The organism is Mesorhizobium sp. B2-4-7, assembly GCF_006442685.1.
GTDB lineage: Bacteria > Pseudomonadota > Alphaproteobacteria > Rhizobiales > Rhizobiaceae > Mesorhizobium.
Window position 1 is genome coordinate 724,667 of sequence record NZ_VFVH01000001.1, and the last position, 17,773, is coordinate 742,439.

15 protein-coding genes are annotated in these 17,773 nt (G+C 63.6%); 12 read left to right on the top strand and 3 right to left on the bottom strand.

The window, feature by feature from the left end; translation table 11 throughout:
- Positions 1 to 71: 71 nt before the first annotated feature.
- Both FJ946_RS03700 and FJ946_RS03705 read right to left on the bottom strand, forming a co-directional pair.
- Positions 72 to 425 (bottom strand): nuclear transport factor 2 family protein, encoded by a 354-nt coding sequence (locus tag FJ946_RS03700; protein ID WP_140497937.1) that lies wholly within the window; start codon positions 423 to 425, stop codon positions 72 to 74.
- Positions 426 to 556: 131 nt separating this feature from the next.
- Positions 557 to 1,189: a 2'-5' RNA ligase family protein gene (locus tag FJ946_RS03705; protein WP_140520841.1), complete on the bottom strand. Its 633-nt coding sequence runs from the start codon at positions 1,187 to 1,189 to the stop codon at positions 557 to 559.
- A 271-nt stretch (positions 1,190 to 1,460) separates the two neighbouring features.
- Here FJ946_RS03705 and FJ946_RS03710 point away from each other — a divergent pair, with 271 nt between their 5' ends.
- The 5 genes from FJ946_RS03710 to FJ946_RS03730 all read left to right on the top strand — a co-directional run bounded on the left by FJ946_RS03710 (position 1,461) and on the right by FJ946_RS03730 (position 6,864).
- A complete protein-coding gene (locus FJ946_RS03710; protein WP_140564290.1) occupies positions 1,461 to 2,618 on the top strand; it encodes a fumarylacetoacetate hydrolase family protein in 1,158 nt (385 codons plus the stop codon).
- A gap of 271 nt (positions 2,619 to 2,889) precedes the next feature.
- Positions 2,890 to 3,825 (top strand): substrate-binding domain-containing protein, encoded by a 936-nt coding sequence (locus FJ946_RS03715; protein ID WP_140497931.1) that lies wholly within the window; start codon positions 2,890 to 2,892, stop codon positions 3,823 to 3,825.
- Positions 3,826 to 3,944: 119 nt separating this feature from the next.
- The gene (locus FJ946_RS03720) at positions 3,945 to 4,931 is read left to right on the top strand and encodes an ABC transporter permease (RefSeq protein WP_140497929.1); all 987 of its coding nucleotides are present in this window, start codon (positions 3,945 to 3,947) and stop codon (positions 4,929 to 4,931) included.
- 3 nt (positions 4,932 to 4,934) lie between these two features.
- On the top strand, positions 4,935 to 5,726 hold the full coding sequence (locus FJ946_RS03725) for an ATP-binding cassette domain-containing protein (protein WP_140497927.1): 792 nt from the start codon (positions 4,935 to 4,937) through the stop codon (positions 5,724 to 5,726).
- 115 nt (positions 5,727 to 5,841) lie between these two features.
- Positions 5,842 to 6,864, top strand: coding sequence for a LacI family DNA-binding transcriptional regulator (locus tag FJ946_RS03730; protein ID WP_140564291.1), 1,023 nt, complete (start codon positions 5,842 to 5,844; stop codon positions 6,862 to 6,864).
- 332 nt (positions 6,865 to 7,196) lie between these two features.
- Here the strand turns inward: FJ946_RS03730 and FJ946_RS03740 are convergent, their stop codons facing one another.
- Positions 7,197 to 7,790, bottom strand: a complete 594-nt coding sequence (locus FJ946_RS03740; RefSeq protein WP_140497923.1) for a TetR/AcrR family transcriptional regulator — start codon at positions 7,788 to 7,790, stop codon at positions 7,197 to 7,199.
- 246 nt (positions 7,791 to 8,036) lie between these two features.
- Between FJ946_RS03740 and FJ946_RS03745 the strand changes: the two genes are divergently transcribed.
- The 7 genes from FJ946_RS03745 (at position 8,037) to FJ946_RS03775 (ending at position 17,709) form a co-directional block, all read left to right on the top strand.
- Positions 8,037 to 8,285 (top strand): hypothetical protein, encoded by a 249-nt coding sequence (locus FJ946_RS03745; RefSeq protein ID WP_140497921.1) that lies wholly within the window; start codon positions 8,037 to 8,039, stop codon positions 8,283 to 8,285.
- Positions 8,279 to 11,455 (top strand): multidrug efflux RND transporter permease subunit, encoded by a 3,177-nt coding sequence (locus FJ946_RS03750; protein WP_140498120.1) that lies wholly within the window; start codon positions 8,279 to 8,281, stop codon positions 11,453 to 11,455. Before FJ946_RS03745 ends, FJ946_RS03750 begins: the two co-directional genes overlap by 7 nt.
- Positions 11,456 to 11,470: 15 nt before the next feature.
- On the top strand, positions 11,471 to 12,625 hold the full coding sequence (locus FJ946_RS03755; protein WP_140559343.1) for an efflux RND transporter periplasmic adaptor subunit: 1,155 nt from the start codon (positions 11,471 to 11,473) through the stop codon (positions 12,623 to 12,625).
- 176 nt (positions 12,626 to 12,801) lie between these two features.
- Positions 12,802 to 13,494, top strand: coding sequence for a GntR family transcriptional regulator (locus tag FJ946_RS03760; protein ID WP_140558256.1), 693 nt, complete (start codon positions 12,802 to 12,804; stop codon positions 13,492 to 13,494).
- A 29-nt stretch (positions 13,495 to 13,523) separates the two neighbouring features.
- Positions 13,524 to 14,630 carry a mandelate racemase/muconate lactonizing enzyme family protein gene (locus tag FJ946_RS03765; RefSeq protein WP_140732192.1) on the top strand — a complete coding sequence of 369 codons (1,107 nt, stop codon included), beginning with the start codon at positions 13,524 to 13,526 and terminating at the stop codon, positions 14,628 to 14,630.
- Positions 14,627 to 15,811 carry a mandelate racemase/muconate lactonizing enzyme family protein gene (locus tag FJ946_RS03770; protein WP_140559341.1) on the top strand — a complete coding sequence of 395 codons (1,185 nt, stop codon included), beginning with the start codon at positions 14,627 to 14,629 and terminating at the stop codon, positions 15,809 to 15,811. Before FJ946_RS03765 ends, FJ946_RS03770 begins: the two co-directional genes overlap by 4 nt.
- 233 nt (positions 15,812 to 16,044) lie before the next feature.
- Positions 16,045 to 17,709, top strand: coding sequence for an ABC transporter substrate-binding protein (locus FJ946_RS03775; protein WP_140564293.1), 1,665 nt, complete (start codon positions 16,045 to 16,047; stop codon positions 17,707 to 17,709).
- Positions 17,710 to 17,773 lie beyond the last annotated feature (64 nt).

The window sequence follows — 17,773 nt, forward strand, 5'->3', positions numbered from 1 at the left end:
CGGATAGCGGCCAGGACATGATCCTGGCCGCTTAGGATGCGGCGAAATGTGCCGACAGCCGGAAACCCGTCTCAATAATAGAAGCGCTCTTCGGCAATCTTGCCGTTCTTGACCGTGTACAGGCCAACCTCGTCCATGGTGACACGCTGGCCCGTGGCCTTGGGCGTTATGTCAAATGTAAAGCGCACGGCGAACTGGTCGCCGTTGACATAAGGGCCCTCGACCGAGCCGCCATGGACTTCGTTGTTTTCCTGCCACCACTGGCCTTTCTGCTTGACGGCGTCCTTGCCGCGGCAGACGGCCATCGGCCCCTCCATGGCCTCATAGCTGACGATGTCGTCGGCGTTGTATTTCTCGGCAGCACTTTCGTAGTCACCGCGCTTGAGAAGCTCCGTGAAATCCTTGGCAATTTCCGTGTTGGTCATGTGTTCCTCCTGTTCAGACGCATTGCAAATAGGGAAAGGTTGGCGGCCTGCCATCGTCGTGCCGTCTGGTAGCTGACATGCCATGTCAGGATGATGGACCGCGCGGACTATGCGAGGACGATTCCAGGCTCTCACATGGCGGGCAGTGCATCGTCCTGACCGGTCAGCCGCCAGCGTCCGGGCTGCTTGTAGGCGCCCTTCCCAATGAGACTGTGGATCAGCACAAAATCCCGGACAGTCCAGCCGATCGGATCGATCGACCGCTCGCGAATGCTGGGAACGCCCACTTCATCACGAAGCAATGTAACATGCGGTTCGATGGACCTGGTGAGAAAGGGGTTTAGCGGGCTGTCCGAGATCACCGCCGTCAGATCACGCCAGAATTTCTGCAGCGGCGGATTGCCATCGCTGCCGCGCAGGACCAGTGCACCACCGCCAAAAGCCGACAGGCGATCGAACGATACCTCGAAGGGCTTCGCAACGATCATCGATCCGATATGACAGGCGGCCTCTGCCAGCTCTTGCGGATACTCCTCATGGTCGCCGAGGCCGACAAGCGAGATGTGGATGTGATTTTCCGGAACCAGCCAGCCTTGCAATCCGAACTCACGGTTCAAGGCAATGGCCTTTCGCGCGAGACGACCAGCAATCGCGCTGCCGACGAGGATGGCAAAGAACAGCCGGTGGAAATGCTTCCCGGCCTGTTCCCATCGGAAAAAGGCCTGGCCGTTCTTCGCGGTTCCGAATGCGGGTTGCCCACTCACTGATCTCGTCCGCCAATTGACTCAGGTTGGGCATTTTAGAACAAAACGAGAACATATGCAAGCCGAAAAATGACGCAGGCGTTGGGGCTCCCGTTCCGCCGCATGCATCCAACCCTGAAGGAGTGCTTCCTTGCGGTACGCCAATCGCCGACGACGCCGGCAGACATGGCGCCTGGCTCACCACAAACGGGATAGACCTTTGACAGGAATCCGGTGAAAGTGCCGCGCCGAACCAGCAAGCCGCATTTTTGATGATCAGAGGACCGCACACATGACGAACCCGATGCAACTGCCCGCCGAAGGCCTTTTTGTCGGGCGCGCCAGGAGCAGCGATGCCTCGCATCCCATGGTGGTCACGGTGCGCGACGGCACCGTGTTCGACATCACGTCGAGTACGGCGCCAACCGTGCGCGATATCTGCGAGATGGCCGATCCGGCCGGTTATGTGCGCTCGGCCAAGGGCAAGCCGATCGGCTCGCTCGACGGCATCGCGGCCAACAGTTTCGAAGCCACGCGTGATCCGGCAAGGCCCTATCTCATCTCCCCCGTCGACCTGCAGGCGATCAAGGCCTCGGGCGTCACCTTCGTCGTCAGCCTTTTGGAACGCGTCATCGAGGAACAGGCGCGCGGTTCGGCGGAAAAGGCCGACGCCATCCGCGCCGACATTGCCGGGCTGATCGGCCACGATCTGTCCAAGCTCAAGCCCGGTTCGCCGGAAGCGATGGAGATCAAGGCCAAGCTCATCGCACGCGGCGCCTGGTCGCAATATCTGGAAGTGGGCATCGGCCCCGACGCCGAGATCTTCACCAAATGCCAGCCGATGGCCTCGGTCGGCTTCGGCGCCGATGTCGGCCTGCATCCCGTCTCGACCTGGAACAATCCGGAGCCGGAGATCGCCATGATCGCCGCCTCAAGCGGCAGGATCGTCGGCGCCACCATCGGCAACGACGTAAATCTGCGCGATGTCGAAGGGCGCTCCGCGCTGCTGCTCGGCAAGGCCAAGGACAACAACGCCTCCGCCTCGCTCGGCCCCTTCATCCGCCTGTTCGACGGCACGTTCTCCATCGACGACGTAAAGCGGGCCGTGGTCCGGCTGAAAGTGGAAGGTGAGGACGGGTTCTCGCTGGAGGGCGCGAGCTCGATGGCCGAGATCAGCCGCTCTCCCGAAGAGCTCGTAGCGGCTGCCATGGGCCCGCATCACCAGTACCCGGACGGCCTGGCGCTCTATCTCGGCACCATGTTCGTGCCTTCGAAGGACCGCGGCGAGAAGGGCAAGGGTTTCACCCATAAGGTCGGCGACATCGTCACCATCTCGTCGGAGAAATTCGGCGCGCTGGTCAACCGGGTGCGACTGTCGCCGGACTGCCCGCACTGGACCTACGGCGCCAGCCATCTGATGCGCGATCTTGCCAGGGCCGGCCTCCTCTAGCTCTGGGTTCACCCGAGGGCGGTCAATCATCGCTCCGGCGACCCTCGAGGCCGGTATCGCCTGCCGCGAAAATCATCCGAACTGATGCAATCTGATGGGACCGCTGATGGCGCCCCGTCAGGCGCCGACTACGACTGACAGGCGGAGGCTTGCCATTTGTCGAAAAAGAGGATGCTCTGATCATCCAACACGGCGTTGGCGGGGAGGACGCGGTCTTGCCCGATCAAGAGGGCGGTTTCGAACTGATCAGTTTCAAACGGGAGGAAATCAAATGCTGACACGGCTAAGAGTGGTTCTATACGGCCTGCTGGTCGCGCTGACGGTCATTCCGGCGGCGGCGCAGGCCAAGACGTTCTACTGGATTTCACATGGCGGCCCGGCCGATCCGGTCTGGACCTACTTCCTTGCCGGCGCCAAGCAATGGGCCAAGGACACCGGCAATACCGTCAACACCTCGTTCCACAATGGCGACGTCGCCTCGCAGCAGGAGGCGGTGCGGGCCGCGATCTCGGCCAAGGCCGACGGCATCACCACCACCAGCCCCGATCCGGGCAGCCTTGTCGAGATCGTCAAGGAAGCCCGCGCGGCCAACATTCCGATCATCAATTTCAACACGCCCGATCCCAAGGCCAATTTCAACGCCTATGTCGGCGGCGACAATGTCACCTTCGGCAAGCACTGGGCGCAGTATCTGGTCGACAAGGGCCTGGTGAAGAAGGGCGACTTCGTCTGGATGCCTGTCGAGATTCCCGGCGCCACCTATGGCGTGCAGGAAGAGGAAGGCATCAAGAGCGTGTTCGAGCCGCTCGGCATCACCTATGAGGTGACCGAGGCGACGCTCGACCAGGCCGAGGTGATCAACCGCATGGTCGACTATCTCACCGCTAACAAGGCCAAGGTGAAGGCGATCATCGGCCTTGGCGACCTCGTCACCGGCTCGATCAAACGCGTGTTCGACCAGGTCGGCGTCAAGCCCGGCGAAATCCCCGTCGTCGGCTGGGGCAACTCGCTCGACACCACCCAGGAAGTGCTGAACGGCTACGTCAATGCCGGCCAGTGGCAGGACCCGCAGGCGACCAGCTATGTCGCGCTGTCGCTCGCCAACATGGCCGCAAGCGGCATTCCCCCGGGCTTCAACGTCATCACCGGCGCGCTCTATGAGAAAGACACCGCCGAGATCTACGACAAGATCCTGTCCGGCAAATAGCCCCTGATCTCCAGCGCCGCGCGTCCACCGGGCGTGCGGCGTCCCGCCCTTTCGCCTGGTATCGAGCCGTTTGATGCGGCCCGATGGTCCGGCCCATTCCAACCAGTCGCGGGTTACACGTGGAAAATCGTTCGCTTGTCCAAGGCCTGATCGCGCGGCCGGAATTCGGCCCCTTCGTGCTGCTCGTCGTCGAGATCGCCGTCTTCTGGGGTTTCAACCACGACTTCCTGTCACCCCAGAACATCTCCAACACGTTGGCCTTCACGGTCGAGCTCGGGCTGATCGCGCTGGCGATGACGTTGCTGATGACGTCGGGCGAATTCGACCTTTCCGTCGGCTCGCTGTTCGGCTTCTCGCCGGTGCTGATGTGGACGCTGTTCAACAGCGGCCTCACCTCGCTGGAGATGGGCTTCGTCCTCGCGCTGCTGGTCGCCGCCTTCATCGGCCTGGTCAATGGCTGGTTCGTCACGCAGCTCAAGATCCCGTCCTTTCTGGTCACGCTCGGCATGCTCCTGGTGGTGCGCGGCACCGCGCTGTTCGTCACCGACGGCTTTCCGCAGCGCACCTGGAGCGCCGAGGGCAGTTGGCTGGCGGAGGCGCTGGTCGGCGATTTCTTCATCGGCCCGTTCCGCATCTACATGTCGCTGTTCTGGTTCATCGCCGCGGCCATCGCGCTGGGCTATGTGCTGACGCAAAGCCGCACCGGCAACTGGATCCAGGCCGCCGGCGGCAACCCGAACGCTGCGAGGGCGCGCGGCGTCAATGTCAGCCGCGTCAAGATCGGCCTGTTCGTGCTGTCCTCGGTCATGGCCTCGCTTGCAGGCGTCATCTCCTCGCTGCGCACCTCGGCGGCCAACCCCAACAGCGGCACCGGCTACGAACTCGAGGTCATCGCCATGGTGGTGATCGGCGGCACGGCGCTGACGGGCGGGCGCGGCACCATCATCGGCACCGTGCTCGGCATCCTGATCCTGCGCGTCATGCGCAACGGCATCGTGCTGATCGGCGTGCCCGGCCTTGCCTACAACATCTTCATCGGCGCGATCATCCTTGGCATGATGGCGCTTCATTCATGGCTGGAACGCCGGCATCAGGCAGGGACGTGAACCATGGCCGAGCCACTGATCCGCATGCAGAACATCCGCAAGTCCTACGGGCGCGTGCAGGCGCTGGTGGACGCCAATTTCCATGTCAACGAGCGCGAGATCGTCGGCCTGCTCGGCGACAATGGCGCCGGCAAGTCGACGCTGATCAAAGTGCTGTCGGGCGCGGTGCCGCTGACCAGCGGCGACATCTTCATCCGCGGCAAGAAGGTGAACCTGCGCAACACCAGCGACGCCATCGCCAACGGCATAGAGACCATCTACCAGGATTCGGCGCTGGTCACCCAACTGTCGATCGCCCGCAATTTGTTCCTCGGGCGCGAGCCGATCAAGCCGCCGCGCTTCCTCAACCGCATGGACCAGGAGGCGATGAACACGGTCGCCCGCGACCTGCTCAAGCAGGTCGGCATTTCCAAGAACATTCCGCCGACCACGCCGATCGGCTCGCTCTCCGGCGGCGAGCGCCAGGCGGTGGCGATCGCGCGCGCCATGCATTTCGACAGCGATCTCATCATCCTCGACGAACCGACCAACAATCTTGGCGTCGCCGAAACCCAGGGCGTGCTGAGCTTCGTGCGCAGCGCGCGCGATTCCGGCCATTCCTGCATCTTCATCGCGCACAACATCCACCATGTCTTCCAGGTGGTGGACCGCATCGTCGTCATGCGGCGCGGCAAGGTGGTGGCCGGGGACATCGACCCCAAGACGACCAGCGTGGCGGAGGTTGAACGCGTCATCACCGGCATGTCGGACAAGGAGATCCGCGACGCCATCGCCGATGGCAAGGGATCGCATTGAGGACGAGGGCAACATCCCTGCGAAACAGCAGAATGGGCGTCCGGGCGATGGGCGCGATCGGCGCCGCTCAAATCGGCCGTCTGGCGTGCCATCGCATCGGCAATAGGGTTGCGGCATGAAAGCCACCGTCTCTGACATCGCCAGGAACTGCGAACTGTCGACGGCGACGGTCGACAGGGTGCTCAACAACCGGAAGGGGGTCAGCGCGGCCAACCGGCAGCGCGTCATGGAGGCCGCCAAGCAGCTCGGCTATCTGCCGGTCGCCGATCAGGTAACGCTCCCCTCGCGGCCGGCCAATCTGGAATTCTTCCTGCCGATCGGCAGCAACGCCTTCATGCAGGATCTGGCCATGCATATCGAGGATTATACCTCGCGCCTGCCGCTCGTTGCCTCGTGCCGGATCCACAACCTCGCCGGAATCTCGCCGAACGCTTTGCAGACCGCCGTCGAAAACCTGTCGCTGAAAGCCAACGGCGTCGGCGTCATCGCCGTCGATCATCCCAGGACGCGCAACATCCTGCGCGACATCGTCGAGGCCGGCATTCGCCTGGTGACGCTGGTGTCCGATATTCCGGCCGCACCACGCTCGGCCTATGTCGGCATAGACAACCGGGTGGCGGGACGGACCGCCGCACTCCTGATGGGGCGCTTCCTCGCCGACCGCGAGGGCCAGTTGGCGATGGTGGTCGGCTCGCGCTCCTATCGCGGCCATGAGGAACGTGAGATGGGTTTCCGCTCCGTGCTCGGCGAGGAGTTCCCCAACCTGAGCGTCAGCAGCGCCGTCGAGATCAACGACGAGACCGGTGCCAGCTATGCCGAAACCATGAAGGCGCTGCGCAACGAGCCGGAACTGCTCGGCATCTATTGCATTGGAGCCGGACGCTCCGGCGTTGCCAAGGCCATCCGGGAGGCCAGGCCCAACCGCAAGCCGGTATTCATCTGTCACGACCTGACGAGGGAAACGCGCGGCTATCTCGTCGACGATCTCGCCGACGTCGTCATCGACCAGAATGCCAGGCTGATCGCCGAGCAATCGGTCATCCGCCTGCTTGGCTCGATCGCATCATCGGCGCCCTACCTGACGCGGAAATTCATCGAGCCGCGGCTGATCTTCCGGGAAAACGTCCCGGTGCAGTGACGCGGGCCGCGAGGCCTTCCGGTCACGTCGCGAGCGATACGGCGAATCTGCACAGCTGCTATGCACGATTCACGATTGCCGAATCATTGGGCAACTCATAGCTTTTGGTTGTCGGCCATCTACTCCTCCCAGATGCGATGCCGGCGCTGAGTGGGGTGCACCTCCTCCCGCACCACATTCGAAATCGAGCCCGCTGCCACCTCCTCCCGGCAGCGGGCTTTTTTATTGCATGCCGGACATTTCCGGGAACGGCAGGGAATCCACGCAACATCAAAGCCACGGCAAACCGGAAGCGCACGCGCTGTCCGGCGCCAATGAGCCTTGCCGATGGATCAGCCCGCGGCGGCTCCGCCCCTGAAGGACTGGATCAACCCTTCCGCCATGCGCACCAATTGCGCGCTGGGACCTTCGGTGCCAACGGTCTGCACGCTCACGCGCGCGCCTTCGCACAGCAGCGAAAGCGTATCGGCCAGAAGTTCGGCCTGGCCGATGCCGGCGCCCCGGCAGAGCGCCACCAAGCGCTCGCGCTGGGCTTCCTTGAGTTCCTTGATCACGCGCCTGGCCGGATGGTCGGGTTCAGTCAGCTCAACCGCGGCGTTGGCCATGTCGCAGCCCCGGCAATCGGCCGTAAGCATCTCGGCCGCCTTGCGAACCCAGGCATGCAGTTGCGCGAGCTTGTCGCCCGGGTGCTCGGCTTCGAATGCGTCCCACATCGCGCCGGCCTTTGATGCGGTGGCGCGCAGGCATTCGATGATCAGATCGTCCTTGGATTCGAAATGACGGTAGAGCGTCATCTTGTTCGTGCCGGCAGCCTCGGTGATGGCGTCGACGCCGACGCCCTTGATGCCGTGCTTGTGGAACATGTCGCGCGCCGTCTCCAGGATCCGATCCCGGGGACGAGGACGCTCCACGACGCCGTCTGTCATCATTGATCTCCTTTCGTTTCCAAAAATCCCTCGGCCACCTCTTGACTAGGGTGTTACCGGTCTGTAACTTCCAGAATGTTACTTACTGGTAACACCTATGGCGTCCGCCGTCAATAACAAGACCGTGATCTGGTCCGGCCAGATCGGGGCGGGCGAAAAATTGCATTTCATGCGGCTCCGGCCGGTGAAGAGATGAAAAACGGTTCGCGAGCATGGGCTGCGAATCGACAGACAAGGAGCCGGCCAATGCCACAGCGCCGCGATCTTACCATAGATGAAGCCGTCCGGGATCCGATGATCCGGCTGGTCATGAAAGCCGACGGGGTCGATCCGCGCGCTTTCGAAACAATGCTGCGCACGCTTGCCGGTTCGCAGCGCGGCGAGGTGCCGTTGCTCCGTTCGTCGGAAGAGTTCGGACGCGGCCAGAGGCTGTCCAGGGTTGCCACTGCGTTCGGCAGGGCAAGAGCAGCCGGAGAGGCGTGCGTGTCGTGGTAAACTTCTTCATTCACCGCCCGATCTTCGCCTCGGCGATCGCCATCATCATGGTGCTCGCCGGGACGATTTGTTATTTCCTGCTGCCCGTCTCGCAGTTTCCCGACATCACACCGCCGCAGGTCGTGGTCAGCGCCCACTATCCGGGAGCCAGCGCGCAGGTGGTCGCCGACACTGTGACGACGCCGCTGGAGCAGCAGATCAACGGCGTGCAAGGCATGACCTACATGTCGTCGACCAGCTCCAATGACGGTTCCTCGACGATCACCATCACCTTCGATGTCGGCTATTCCCTGAGCACCGCCGCCGTCGACGTCCAGAACCGCGTCTCGCAGGCTGCCTCGTCGCTGCCGGCGATCGTCAATCAGGGCGGCGTGACGATCAAGAAGCAGAATCCGAACTTTGTCCTCATCGTCAATCTCACCTCGCCCGACGGCTCCGTCGATCCGGTGGCGCTGTCGAACCTTGCCTATCTGCAAGTGGTCGACCCGCTGAAGCGGCTGCCCGGTGTCGGTGACGTGCAGATATTCGGCGAGCGGCGCTATTCGATGCGCGTCTGGCTCGATCCGGACAAGCTCGCCAATCTCGGCATCACCGCTGTCGACGTCCAGAACGCCATTGCCGAGCAGAACGTCCAGGTGGCCGCCGGCAAGATCGGCCAGTCTCCGGCGCCTGCCGGCACCGCTTTCGAGATGCAGGTCAATGCCGTCGGCCGGTTGAGCGATCCCAAGGAGTTCGGCGACATCGTCGTGCGCGCCAACACCACCACCGGTTCGCTGGTGCGGCTGCGCGACGTCGCCCGCATCGAACTCGGCGCCCTGCAATATTCGTCGTCGGCCTTTTTCGGCAAGGACCCGACCGTGGTGCTCGCCGTCTACCAGATGCCCGGCTCCAACGCGCTCGATCTGCAGCAGCGCGTCAAGGACAAGATGCAGGAGCTGTCCGCCCGCTTCCCCAAGGGCGTCAGCTATGCCATGCACTACGACACGACGCGCTTCGTCTCGGCCTCCATGCATGACGTGCTGATCACGCTCGGCGAGGCTCTGGTCCTCGTCGTCGCCGTGGTTTTCATCTTCCTGCAAAGCTGGCGCACCACAATCATTCCGACGATCGCCATCCCGGTGTCGCTGGTAGCGACGCTCGTCGTCATGGAGATGATGGGCTTCTCGCTCAACATGCTCTCCCTGCTCGGCATGGTGCTGGCGATCGGCCTTGTCGTCGACGACGCCATCGTGGTGGTCGAGAATGTCGAACGACAGCTCGAGGCCGGGCTGAAACCGTTGGCGGCTACCAAGGCCGCCATGGCCGAGGTCACCGGTCCGATCATCGCCACCACAGCCGTGCTGATGGCCGTCTTCGTGCCGGTCGCCTTCATCCCCGGCGTTTCGGGACGGCTCTACAACCAGTTCGCGCTGACGGTGGCGATCTCGGTCGGCATTTCCGCCTTCAATTCGCTGACGCTGAGCCCGGCGCTGAGCGCCGCCTTCCTGCGCCATCGCCAAGGCACGCAGTTCGTGCTGTTCCGCTGGTTCAATACGGGCTTTGACAGGCTGTCGCATGCCTATGCCAATGGCGTGCGCATCCTCATCCGTTTGCGCTGGATCATGCTCGGCCTGTTCGCAGCCGGGCTGGTCGCCACCTATTTCGTCTGGGCAAAGCTTCCCTCGACCTTCCTTCCGGTCGAGGACCAGGGCTATTTCTTCGTCGTCATCCAATTGCCCGACGGCGCTTCGCTGGAACGGACCGACGCTGTGGCGCAGAAGGCGCGCGACATCCTGCAGGCGACGCCCGGCGTCGACATCGTCGGCTCGATCAGCGGCCTGAACTTCCTGACCAGCGCGGCGCAGTCGAATTCCGCGGTCGAATTCGCCATCCTCAAGCCGTGGGAGGAGCGCGGTCCCGACCAGAGCGCCTCCAAGCTCGTCGCCGACGTGCGCGGCAAGCTGATGCAGATCCCGGAGGCGTTCGCGCTCTCCTTCGATCCGCCCTCGATCCCGGGTATCGGCACCACGGGCGGCTTCGAATTCGTCGTCGAGGACCTTACCGGCCGCGGCAGCACCGCGCTCAACGACGCGACGCAAGCCGTGATCGCCGAGGCGCGCAAGCAGCCGGAAATCAACCCCCAGCAGCTTTTCTCGCCATTCTCGACCTCGACGCCGCAGTTCAACTACGACCTCGACCGCGCCAAGGCGAAGCTGCTCGGGCTCAACCTGCCTGACGTCTTCAACACGCTGCAGATCTATCTCGGCTCGCTCTACGTCAACGACTTCAACCTGTTCGGCCGCACCTTCCGGGTGACCATCCAGGCCGACAAGGATGCACGCGCGGGTGCGGCCGACATTTCGCGGCTCTATGTGCGCAATGCCTCCGGCGGCATGGTGCCACTCAGCACGCTGGGCAAGCTGGTACCGTTCGTCGGCCCGGAAACGGTGCCGCACTACAACAACAACGCCTCGGCCTCGATCAATGGCGGCGCCGCGCCCGGCTATTCGTCCGGCCAGGCGGTCGCCGCCATGGAACGGGCCGCCGCCACGGCTCTGCCAAGGGATTTCGGCTTCGAATGGACCGGCATCACCTTCCAGGAGCTCAAGGCGGGATCGATCGCGTCGGTCGTCTTCGGCCTCGCCATCGTCTTCGTCTTCCTGATCCTGGCGGCTCAATATGAGAGCTGGGCGATGCCGTTCATGGTGCTGCTGGCAGTGCCGCTCGCCTTGTTCGGCGCGTTCGTGGTGCTGTGGGTGCGCGGCATGCAGATCGACGTCTACTCGCAGATCGGCTTCGTCATGCTGATCGGCCTGGCGGCGAAGAACGCCATCCTGATCGTCGAGTTCGCCCGGCGACGGCGCGAAGAAGGCCTCAGCATCGTCGAAGCGGCGATGGAAGCGGCACGGCTGAGGCTGCGGCCGATCCTGATGACGGCCTTCGCCTTCATCCTGGGCGTGCTGCCGCTGATGTTCGCGACCGGCGCCGGTGCTGCCAGCCGTCAATCGATCGGCACCACCGTCTTCGGCGGCATGGTGGCGGCGACCATCCTGTCGCTGGTGTTCGTGCCGGTCTTCTATGCGGTCATCGAACAGCTGCGCGAACGGCGCGGCGGCGACGAGCCCGCTTCCCTGCATTCCGAACCAACTGCCGAACCCGCCTTGCCGCCCATGGCGCAAGCGGCCGAATAAGATTGGAGACTGAACATGCGTAAATGGAAAATCGCTTTGGGCGCCGCTGTCGCGCTGGGCGCAATCTCGGTGGCGAGCGTTCACCTGCTCGATATGGGCAGCCTCAGCCTCAATGCCGGCACGGCCGGAGCGGCAACGCCCGCTCCCGCGGCATTCGTCATGCCGGTGCCGGTGACCAGCGTGGTGAAGAAAACGATCCCGATCTATCTCGACTATGCCGCCCGCACCGAACCGATCCGCAGCGTCACGCTGCAGGCCAGAGTGCCGGGCTACCTGGAAGAGCAGGCCGCCGAAGACGGCGCCGACGTCAAGAAGGGCGACCTCCTCTACAGGATCGCGCCGCAGGACTTCCAGGCGGCGCTCGACCAGGCGAAGGCGCAGGTGCAGCGTGATACAGCGACGCTCGACTATGCCCGCTCCAATCTCGGCCGCGGCACCGAGCTCGCCAAGAGCGGCTATCTGGCCAAGGACAGCTTCGACCAGCGCACCAGCACCTTGCGCGAGGCGCAGGCGTCGCTGGCGCTCAACCAGGCGGCGGTCCGCTCGGCCGAGCTCAATTTGAGCTATTCGGAGATTCGCGCTCCCTTCGCAGGCCGCATCGGCCGTAACCAGGCCTCGATCGGCACGCTGGTCAGCGTCGCCGGCACGGTGCTCAACACGCTGGTGCAGCTCGACCCGATCTATGTAACCTTCAATCCGAGCGAGAGCGATCTGGCGCAGATCGAGGAAGCTCGTGCCGCCGGCCCGATCGAGGTCGAGGTGCTGCTCCCGGGCGAGACCGAAGCCCATCAGAAGGGTGAACTCACCTTCATCGACAACACGATCGACCATTCGACCGGCACCATCACCGCGCGCGCCACCATCGGCAACGCCAAGTTCGCGCTGCTGCCTGGCCAATATGTCCGCGTCCGGCTGCACGTCAAACAGCAGCCCGATGCGCTTATGGTGCCGCAGGTCGCACTGGGTTCGAGCCAACTCGGCAAATATCTCTACGTCGTCGGCAAGGGCAACACGGTCGACCAGCGGCTGGTTTCGACCGGGCCGACCAGCGGCGACCTGGTCGCCATCCTGAGCGGAGTCACGGAAGGCGACCAGGTGATAACAGGCAATCTGCAGAAGATCGGCCCTGGAATGCCGATTTCGCCACTGCCACAGAAACCGGCCACCTGACTCCCCCGCAGGCCCGGTTTCAGCGCGGCGCCCCGGCCTTCCCACAGGTCGCGGGCGCCGCTTTTGCGAGCAGCTCCGCCCGGCCAGTACCGGCGATGTGAAAAAAGCCGCAAAAGTCCTTGTTAGATTGTCGACAATCTGCTTGTCTTGCCTTTGTTTCGTCGGGAGTGGCCGGGATGGCAAAGGCGGATTTCAGTCCAATCGCGGATACGACCCGACGCGCGGAGATCGTGGCGCTGCTGCGACGGGCAATCCTAACCGGCCAGTTGGAGCCGGGCCAAAAGCTCAACGAGCTCAGGATTTCCGAACAGATGCGCGTCAGCCGCGCGCCTTTGCGCGAAGCGATGCGCGAGCTGGTGCAGGAAGGTATCCTGACCAGCATCCCCTATGCCGGCACCTTCGTCATCAATGTCACCGCCAAGGACATCGACGATGTCTACTCGCTCAACAAGGTGCTCGACGAATTCGCCATCGAGCGGACATGGGAGCTGCGCGACCAGCGCTTTTTCGATGAGCTCGACCGGCGCCATGAGGCGGTGAAGCAGGCGACGCGCGACCGCGACACCACAAGGCAGATCGAAACCGCGCTGCAACTGCATGGCCTGATTCACGAATGGGCCGACAATTCCGTTCTTTTGGAAACATGGCAACGGCTGACCAGCCGGTTGCAGATGTATTTTGCCCTGCACCAGCAGGCACGCAACGAAGCGGTGCCTGCCGAGAACGTTCACGAGACTTACGTGCGGCTGCTCAAGGGCGACGACATGCGCGCTGCCCAGCGCCACGCCCGCGAGCATATAGACCACGACTTCGAAGAGCTTCTAGCCTACGCGCGCGCGCTCGAACGTCGCCCGTCGAAGGGCGCCTGATACTTCCCCAGCGGACAACGGACATCAACGTGCAGATCGCAACCATCAAAGCCTACCATGTCGTGCAGCCCTTCGTGGACGGCCCCTACCGCATGTCCAAGGGGCGCGTCGCCGACGCCTTCGACGCGGTGATCGTCGCCATCACCTCGAACGATGGCATCACCGGTTGGGGCGAGATGGCGCCGCTCGGCAATTTCTATTCGGCCGCCTTCCCGGCGGGCGCCCGTGCCGGCGTTATGGAGATCGCCACGCACCTCATCGGCCACGACCCGCGCGGCCTCGCCGGCATCGGCCGGCTGATGGACATCGTGTTCAAAGGGCATCCCTACATCAAGTCGGCGCTCGACATGGCCTGCTGGGATCTCGCCGCGCGCGCCGCCGACGTGCCGCTGGTGACGATGCTGGGCGGCAAGGAGAGCGATACGGCCGAGCTTTACAAGGTCGTCACCCATGGCAGCGTCGATGCCATGGCCGCCCTTGCGCAGCGCATCGTCCAGGACGGCTTCCACCGGCTGCAGGTCAAGGTCGGCGGCAACGTCCGCGACGACATCGAACGCGTCACGGCGGTCGCCGCCTCAGTGCCGAAAGACACTGTCATCTTCTGCGACGCCAATGCCGGCTGGACGCCCTACCAGGCGCGCCAGTTCGCCGATGCGACGCGCTCGATCGATTACACATTCGAGCAACCCTGCACGACGATCGAGGAAAACATGTCGGTGCGCCGCATGCTCGACAAGCCGATGGTGCTCGACGAATCCGTCACCTCGCTCGAGGACATGCTGGAAATCCATCGCCGAGGCGCGGCCGACGGGCTGACGCTGAAGATCTCGCGGCTCGGCGGCGTCGGCAGGACCCGGCTGATCCGCGATGTCGCCGTCGACCTCGGCTTCATGATCACCGTCGAGGATACCGGCGGCGCCGAGATCGACACGGCAGCCATGGCGCATCTGTCGCTGTCGACGCCGCAGGAGCGCCGCCTGCACGCCATCGCGTTCCACGAATGGGTGACGGTGCGCACGGCGTCGAACAAGCCGCCGGTCACCGGCAGCCGCATGGGCGTTCCGGATGGTCCGGGCCTCGGCATCGACGTCGTCCCGGATTTTCTCGGCAAGCCCTTCTTCGAGGTCGGCCGGTGAAAATCCGCGGCATCAAGGCGACGCCGATCAACCTCAGGCTCGAGGCGCCTTATGCCTGGGTGTTCGGTGAACTCGACGGCTTCTCGCCGACCATTGTCGAAGTGGAGACCGAAGATGGCCTGATCGGCCTCGGCGAAGCACCGACGCCGGCAGCAGCCGCGATCATCAACGACATCCTGGCACCGCGGCTCGTGGGCCGCGACGCCTTCGACATCGCGGGCGCCGAGCATGTCTGCCTCCCCTACTGGACCGGCGTGCAGTCGATCAACGACCGCACCCGCATCATGGCCTTCGGCGCGATCGAGATGGCGCTCTGGGACCTGCGCGGCAAGGTGTGGAACCAGCCGCTCTACCAACTGCTCGGCGGCGCCGTGCGCAAGGAGATCCCGTTCACCGATTACTTTTCGCTGCGCGGCGACGGGCCAAGGGTGAAAGGCGAGACGACGCCGGAGGAAGTCGCCGACTACTGCGTCGAGCTTCATGAGACCCACGGAACGACCTTCTTCGAAGGGAAGTTCTCGACGCAGGATCCAAAAATCTCGCTGAAGATGATCGAATTGATCCGCAGGAAGCTCGGCGACGATGCGATGATCCGCATCGATTCCAACCAGGCCTATTCGCTCAGCACCGCCCGGCGACTGGCACGGCCGCTGGAAGAGCTTAGCGTGCGCAATTGGGAGGATCCAGTGGCGACGATCGAGGAGATGCGCGAACTCAGGCGCCATTGCTCGATCCCGTTCTCGACCCACAACATCGACATCGCCCGCGCCATGGACCTCAAGGTGCCCGACGCCTTCGTCGGCAATCCGACGGCGCATGGCGGCATCGGCCGCATGCTGCGCTTCGTCGGCGCCTGCGAGCACGCCGGCATCGATTTCTGGTGCTACAGCGGCGACAGCGGCATCGGCAGCGCCGCTTACCTGCATCTGTGCGCGGCACTCGGCTGGATACGGGAACCGAACCAGTCGCTGTTTCGCATGCAACCGACCGACATCACCGAGGAAGGACCGTTTTGCCCGAGGAACAATGTCGTGCCTGTGCCGGAGGAGCCCGGTCTCGGCATCACATTGTCGCGAGAACGGCTCGCTGCCTGCCATCGCGATTTCGTCGAGAACGGGCCCTGCAACAAATATCATGATCGGGCAAAGCCCGGAACTTACCGTCGTTTGCCGCTGAACTAGATGAGGGCGGCCGGCCAAAACAGAAGAAGCCAGCCACCGCGATCCCGATCGGAAAGGGTGGCCACGGACCAGAGGAAGCAGTGCAGCCCAGAAACCGGCACGTCCACGCCAAGGACTGGATGGACCGGACAAAACCGCGTGCTACAGTCCCGGTCTACAGGCCTCTGGCGACCGGAAACGGTGTAGTCGCGAATTTTCGTCAACCATAAGAAACAGGGGAAAGGGTCAAACCCATGAGCAAGAATTATCGCATTCTCGACCTCATCCGGCGCAACCGCTCGCCGCTCGAAAATCACCTCATCGACGGTCTCGTCGACGGCCGTGTCAGCCGCCGCGACTTCATCCGCCATGGCAGCCTGCTCGGCCTGTCGCTGCCGCTGCTGGGCGGCATCACCACTGCCGCGGGCCTCGGCGCCATGCCGTCGCTCGTCCGGGCGCAAGGCGCGCCAGGCGCCACAATCCGCGTCGCAAGCAGCGTGCCGGCGGCGACGATCGATCCTGTCACCATCGCCGATGCCGGCGGCCTGCTGATCATGCAGCAAGTCGCGGAGTTCCTCTGCGTCGACGGCCCCGATCTCGTGCTCAAGCCGGCGCTGGCTGAAAGCTGGAAGCCGAACGACAACGGCTCGGTGTGGACTTTCAAGCTGCGCAAGGGCGTGAAGTTCCATAGCGGCGGCGAGATGAAGGCCGACGACGTGGTGGCCAGCATCGACCGGATCGCCGACCCGGCCAACTCGTCCAACGCACTGTCGGTGTTCACCGGCATCCTGTCGAAGGGCGCCAGCAAGAAGGTCGACGACTACACGGTGGAATTCCACCTCGACGCCCCGAACGGCAACTTTCCCTACATGGTGTCGTCCGACAATTACAACGCCGTCATCGTGCCGGCGAGTTACAAGGGCGACTACGAAAAGAGCTTCGACGGCACCGGGCCCTTCAAGATCGACAAATACACGCCAAAGGTCGGCGCGTCCTTCGTCCGCAACGAAGGCTACTGGGGCGAGAAGGCGCTGCCGGAACGCACCGAATTCACCTTCTTTGCCGACATGCAGCCAATGATCCTGGCGCTGCAGGGCGGGCAGGTCGACATCATCAACCAGATGCCTGTGCTGTCTGGCGTGGCGCTGCTCAACGATCCCAACATCGACATCATCAGCCTGAAATCGTCGGCGCACCAGCAACTGCACCTGCGCTGCGACGACGGGCCGATGAAGGATGCGCGCGTGCGCCGCGCCATCGCGCTCAGCCTGGACCGCGACAAGCTGGTCGCGGGCCTGATGAAGGGGCGCGCCGTGGCTGGCAACGACAGCCCGTTCGCCCCGGTTTATCCCTCGACCGATGCGAGCGTGCCGCGGCGCAAGCAGGACATCGCGCAGGCCAAGCAGCTCATGGAGGCGGCGGGCGCGGGCAAGGGCTTCAAGATGACGCTGACCACCGAGCGCTATCTCGAAATCCCCGAATACGCCCAGCTCATCCAGAACTGGGTCAAGGAAATCGGCATCGAGCTCGAGCTCAACATCCTCGACCAGAGCGCCTATTACGGCGACGCCGTGTTCGGCAAATCGAACTGGCTGGACTCGGAAATGGGCATCACCGACTACGGCCACCGCGGCGTGCCGAACGTCTATCTTGCCGCCCCGCTGAAGAGCGAAGGCACGTGGAACGCGGCGCACTTCAAGAACAAGGACTACGACGCGCTGGCGACCAGCTATATCGCGGCCCTCGATCTCGAAGCGCAGAAGGCGACGGCAGGCAAGATCCAGAAACTTCTGCTCGAGGAGACGCCGGTCATCTTCGGCTATTTCTACGACTATCTGACGGCGACGGCGAAGGGCGTGGCCGGCGTGCAGCCGACCGCGATGTCGCAGCTGTTCCTGGAAAAGGCGTCGAAGGCCTGAGCGGAAGGGAAAGCCAATCCTATAACAGCCAGCTTCCTGACGGGAGCTGGCTACTCAGGGAGTG

What these genes read in the sequence shown, in the direction of transcription:
- FJ946_RS03700 (WP_140497937.1), bottom strand. Translation starts at nt 425, where the DNA reads ATGACCAACACGGAAATTGCCAAGGATTTCACGGAGCTTCTCAAGCGC.
- FJ946_RS03710 (WP_140564290.1), top strand. Translation starts at nt 1,461, where the DNA reads ATGACGAACCCGATGCAACTGCCCGCCGAAGGCCTTTTTGTCGGGCGC.
- FJ946_RS03715 (WP_140497931.1), top strand. Translation starts at nt 2,890, where the DNA reads ATGCTGACACGGCTAAGAGTGGTTCTATACGGCCTGCTGGTCGCGCTG.
- FJ946_RS03725 (WP_140497927.1), top strand. Translation starts at nt 4,935, where the DNA reads ATGGCCGAGCCACTGATCCGCATGCAGAACATCCGCAAGTCCTACGGG.
- FJ946_RS03730 (WP_140564291.1), top strand. Translation starts at nt 5,842, where the DNA reads ATGAAAGCCACCGTCTCTGACATCGCCAGGAACTGCGAACTGTCGACG.
- FJ946_RS03740 (WP_140497923.1), bottom strand. Translation starts at nt 7,790, where the DNA reads ATGACAGACGGCGTCGTGGAGCGTCCTCGTCCCCGGGATCGGATCCTG.
- FJ946_RS03745 (WP_140497921.1), top strand. Translation starts at nt 8,037, where the DNA reads ATGCCACAGCGCCGCGATCTTACCATAGATGAAGCCGTCCGGGATCCG.
- FJ946_RS03755 (WP_140559343.1), top strand. Translation starts at nt 11,471, where the DNA reads ATGCGTAAATGGAAAATCGCTTTGGGCGCCGCTGTCGCGCTGGGCGCA.
- FJ946_RS03760 (WP_140558256.1), top strand. Translation starts at nt 12,802, where the DNA reads ATGGCAAAGGCGGATTTCAGTCCAATCGCGGATACGACCCGACGCGCG.
- FJ946_RS03775 (WP_140564293.1), top strand. Translation starts at nt 16,045, where the DNA reads ATGAGCAAGAATTATCGCATTCTCGACCTCATCCGGCGCAACCGCTCG.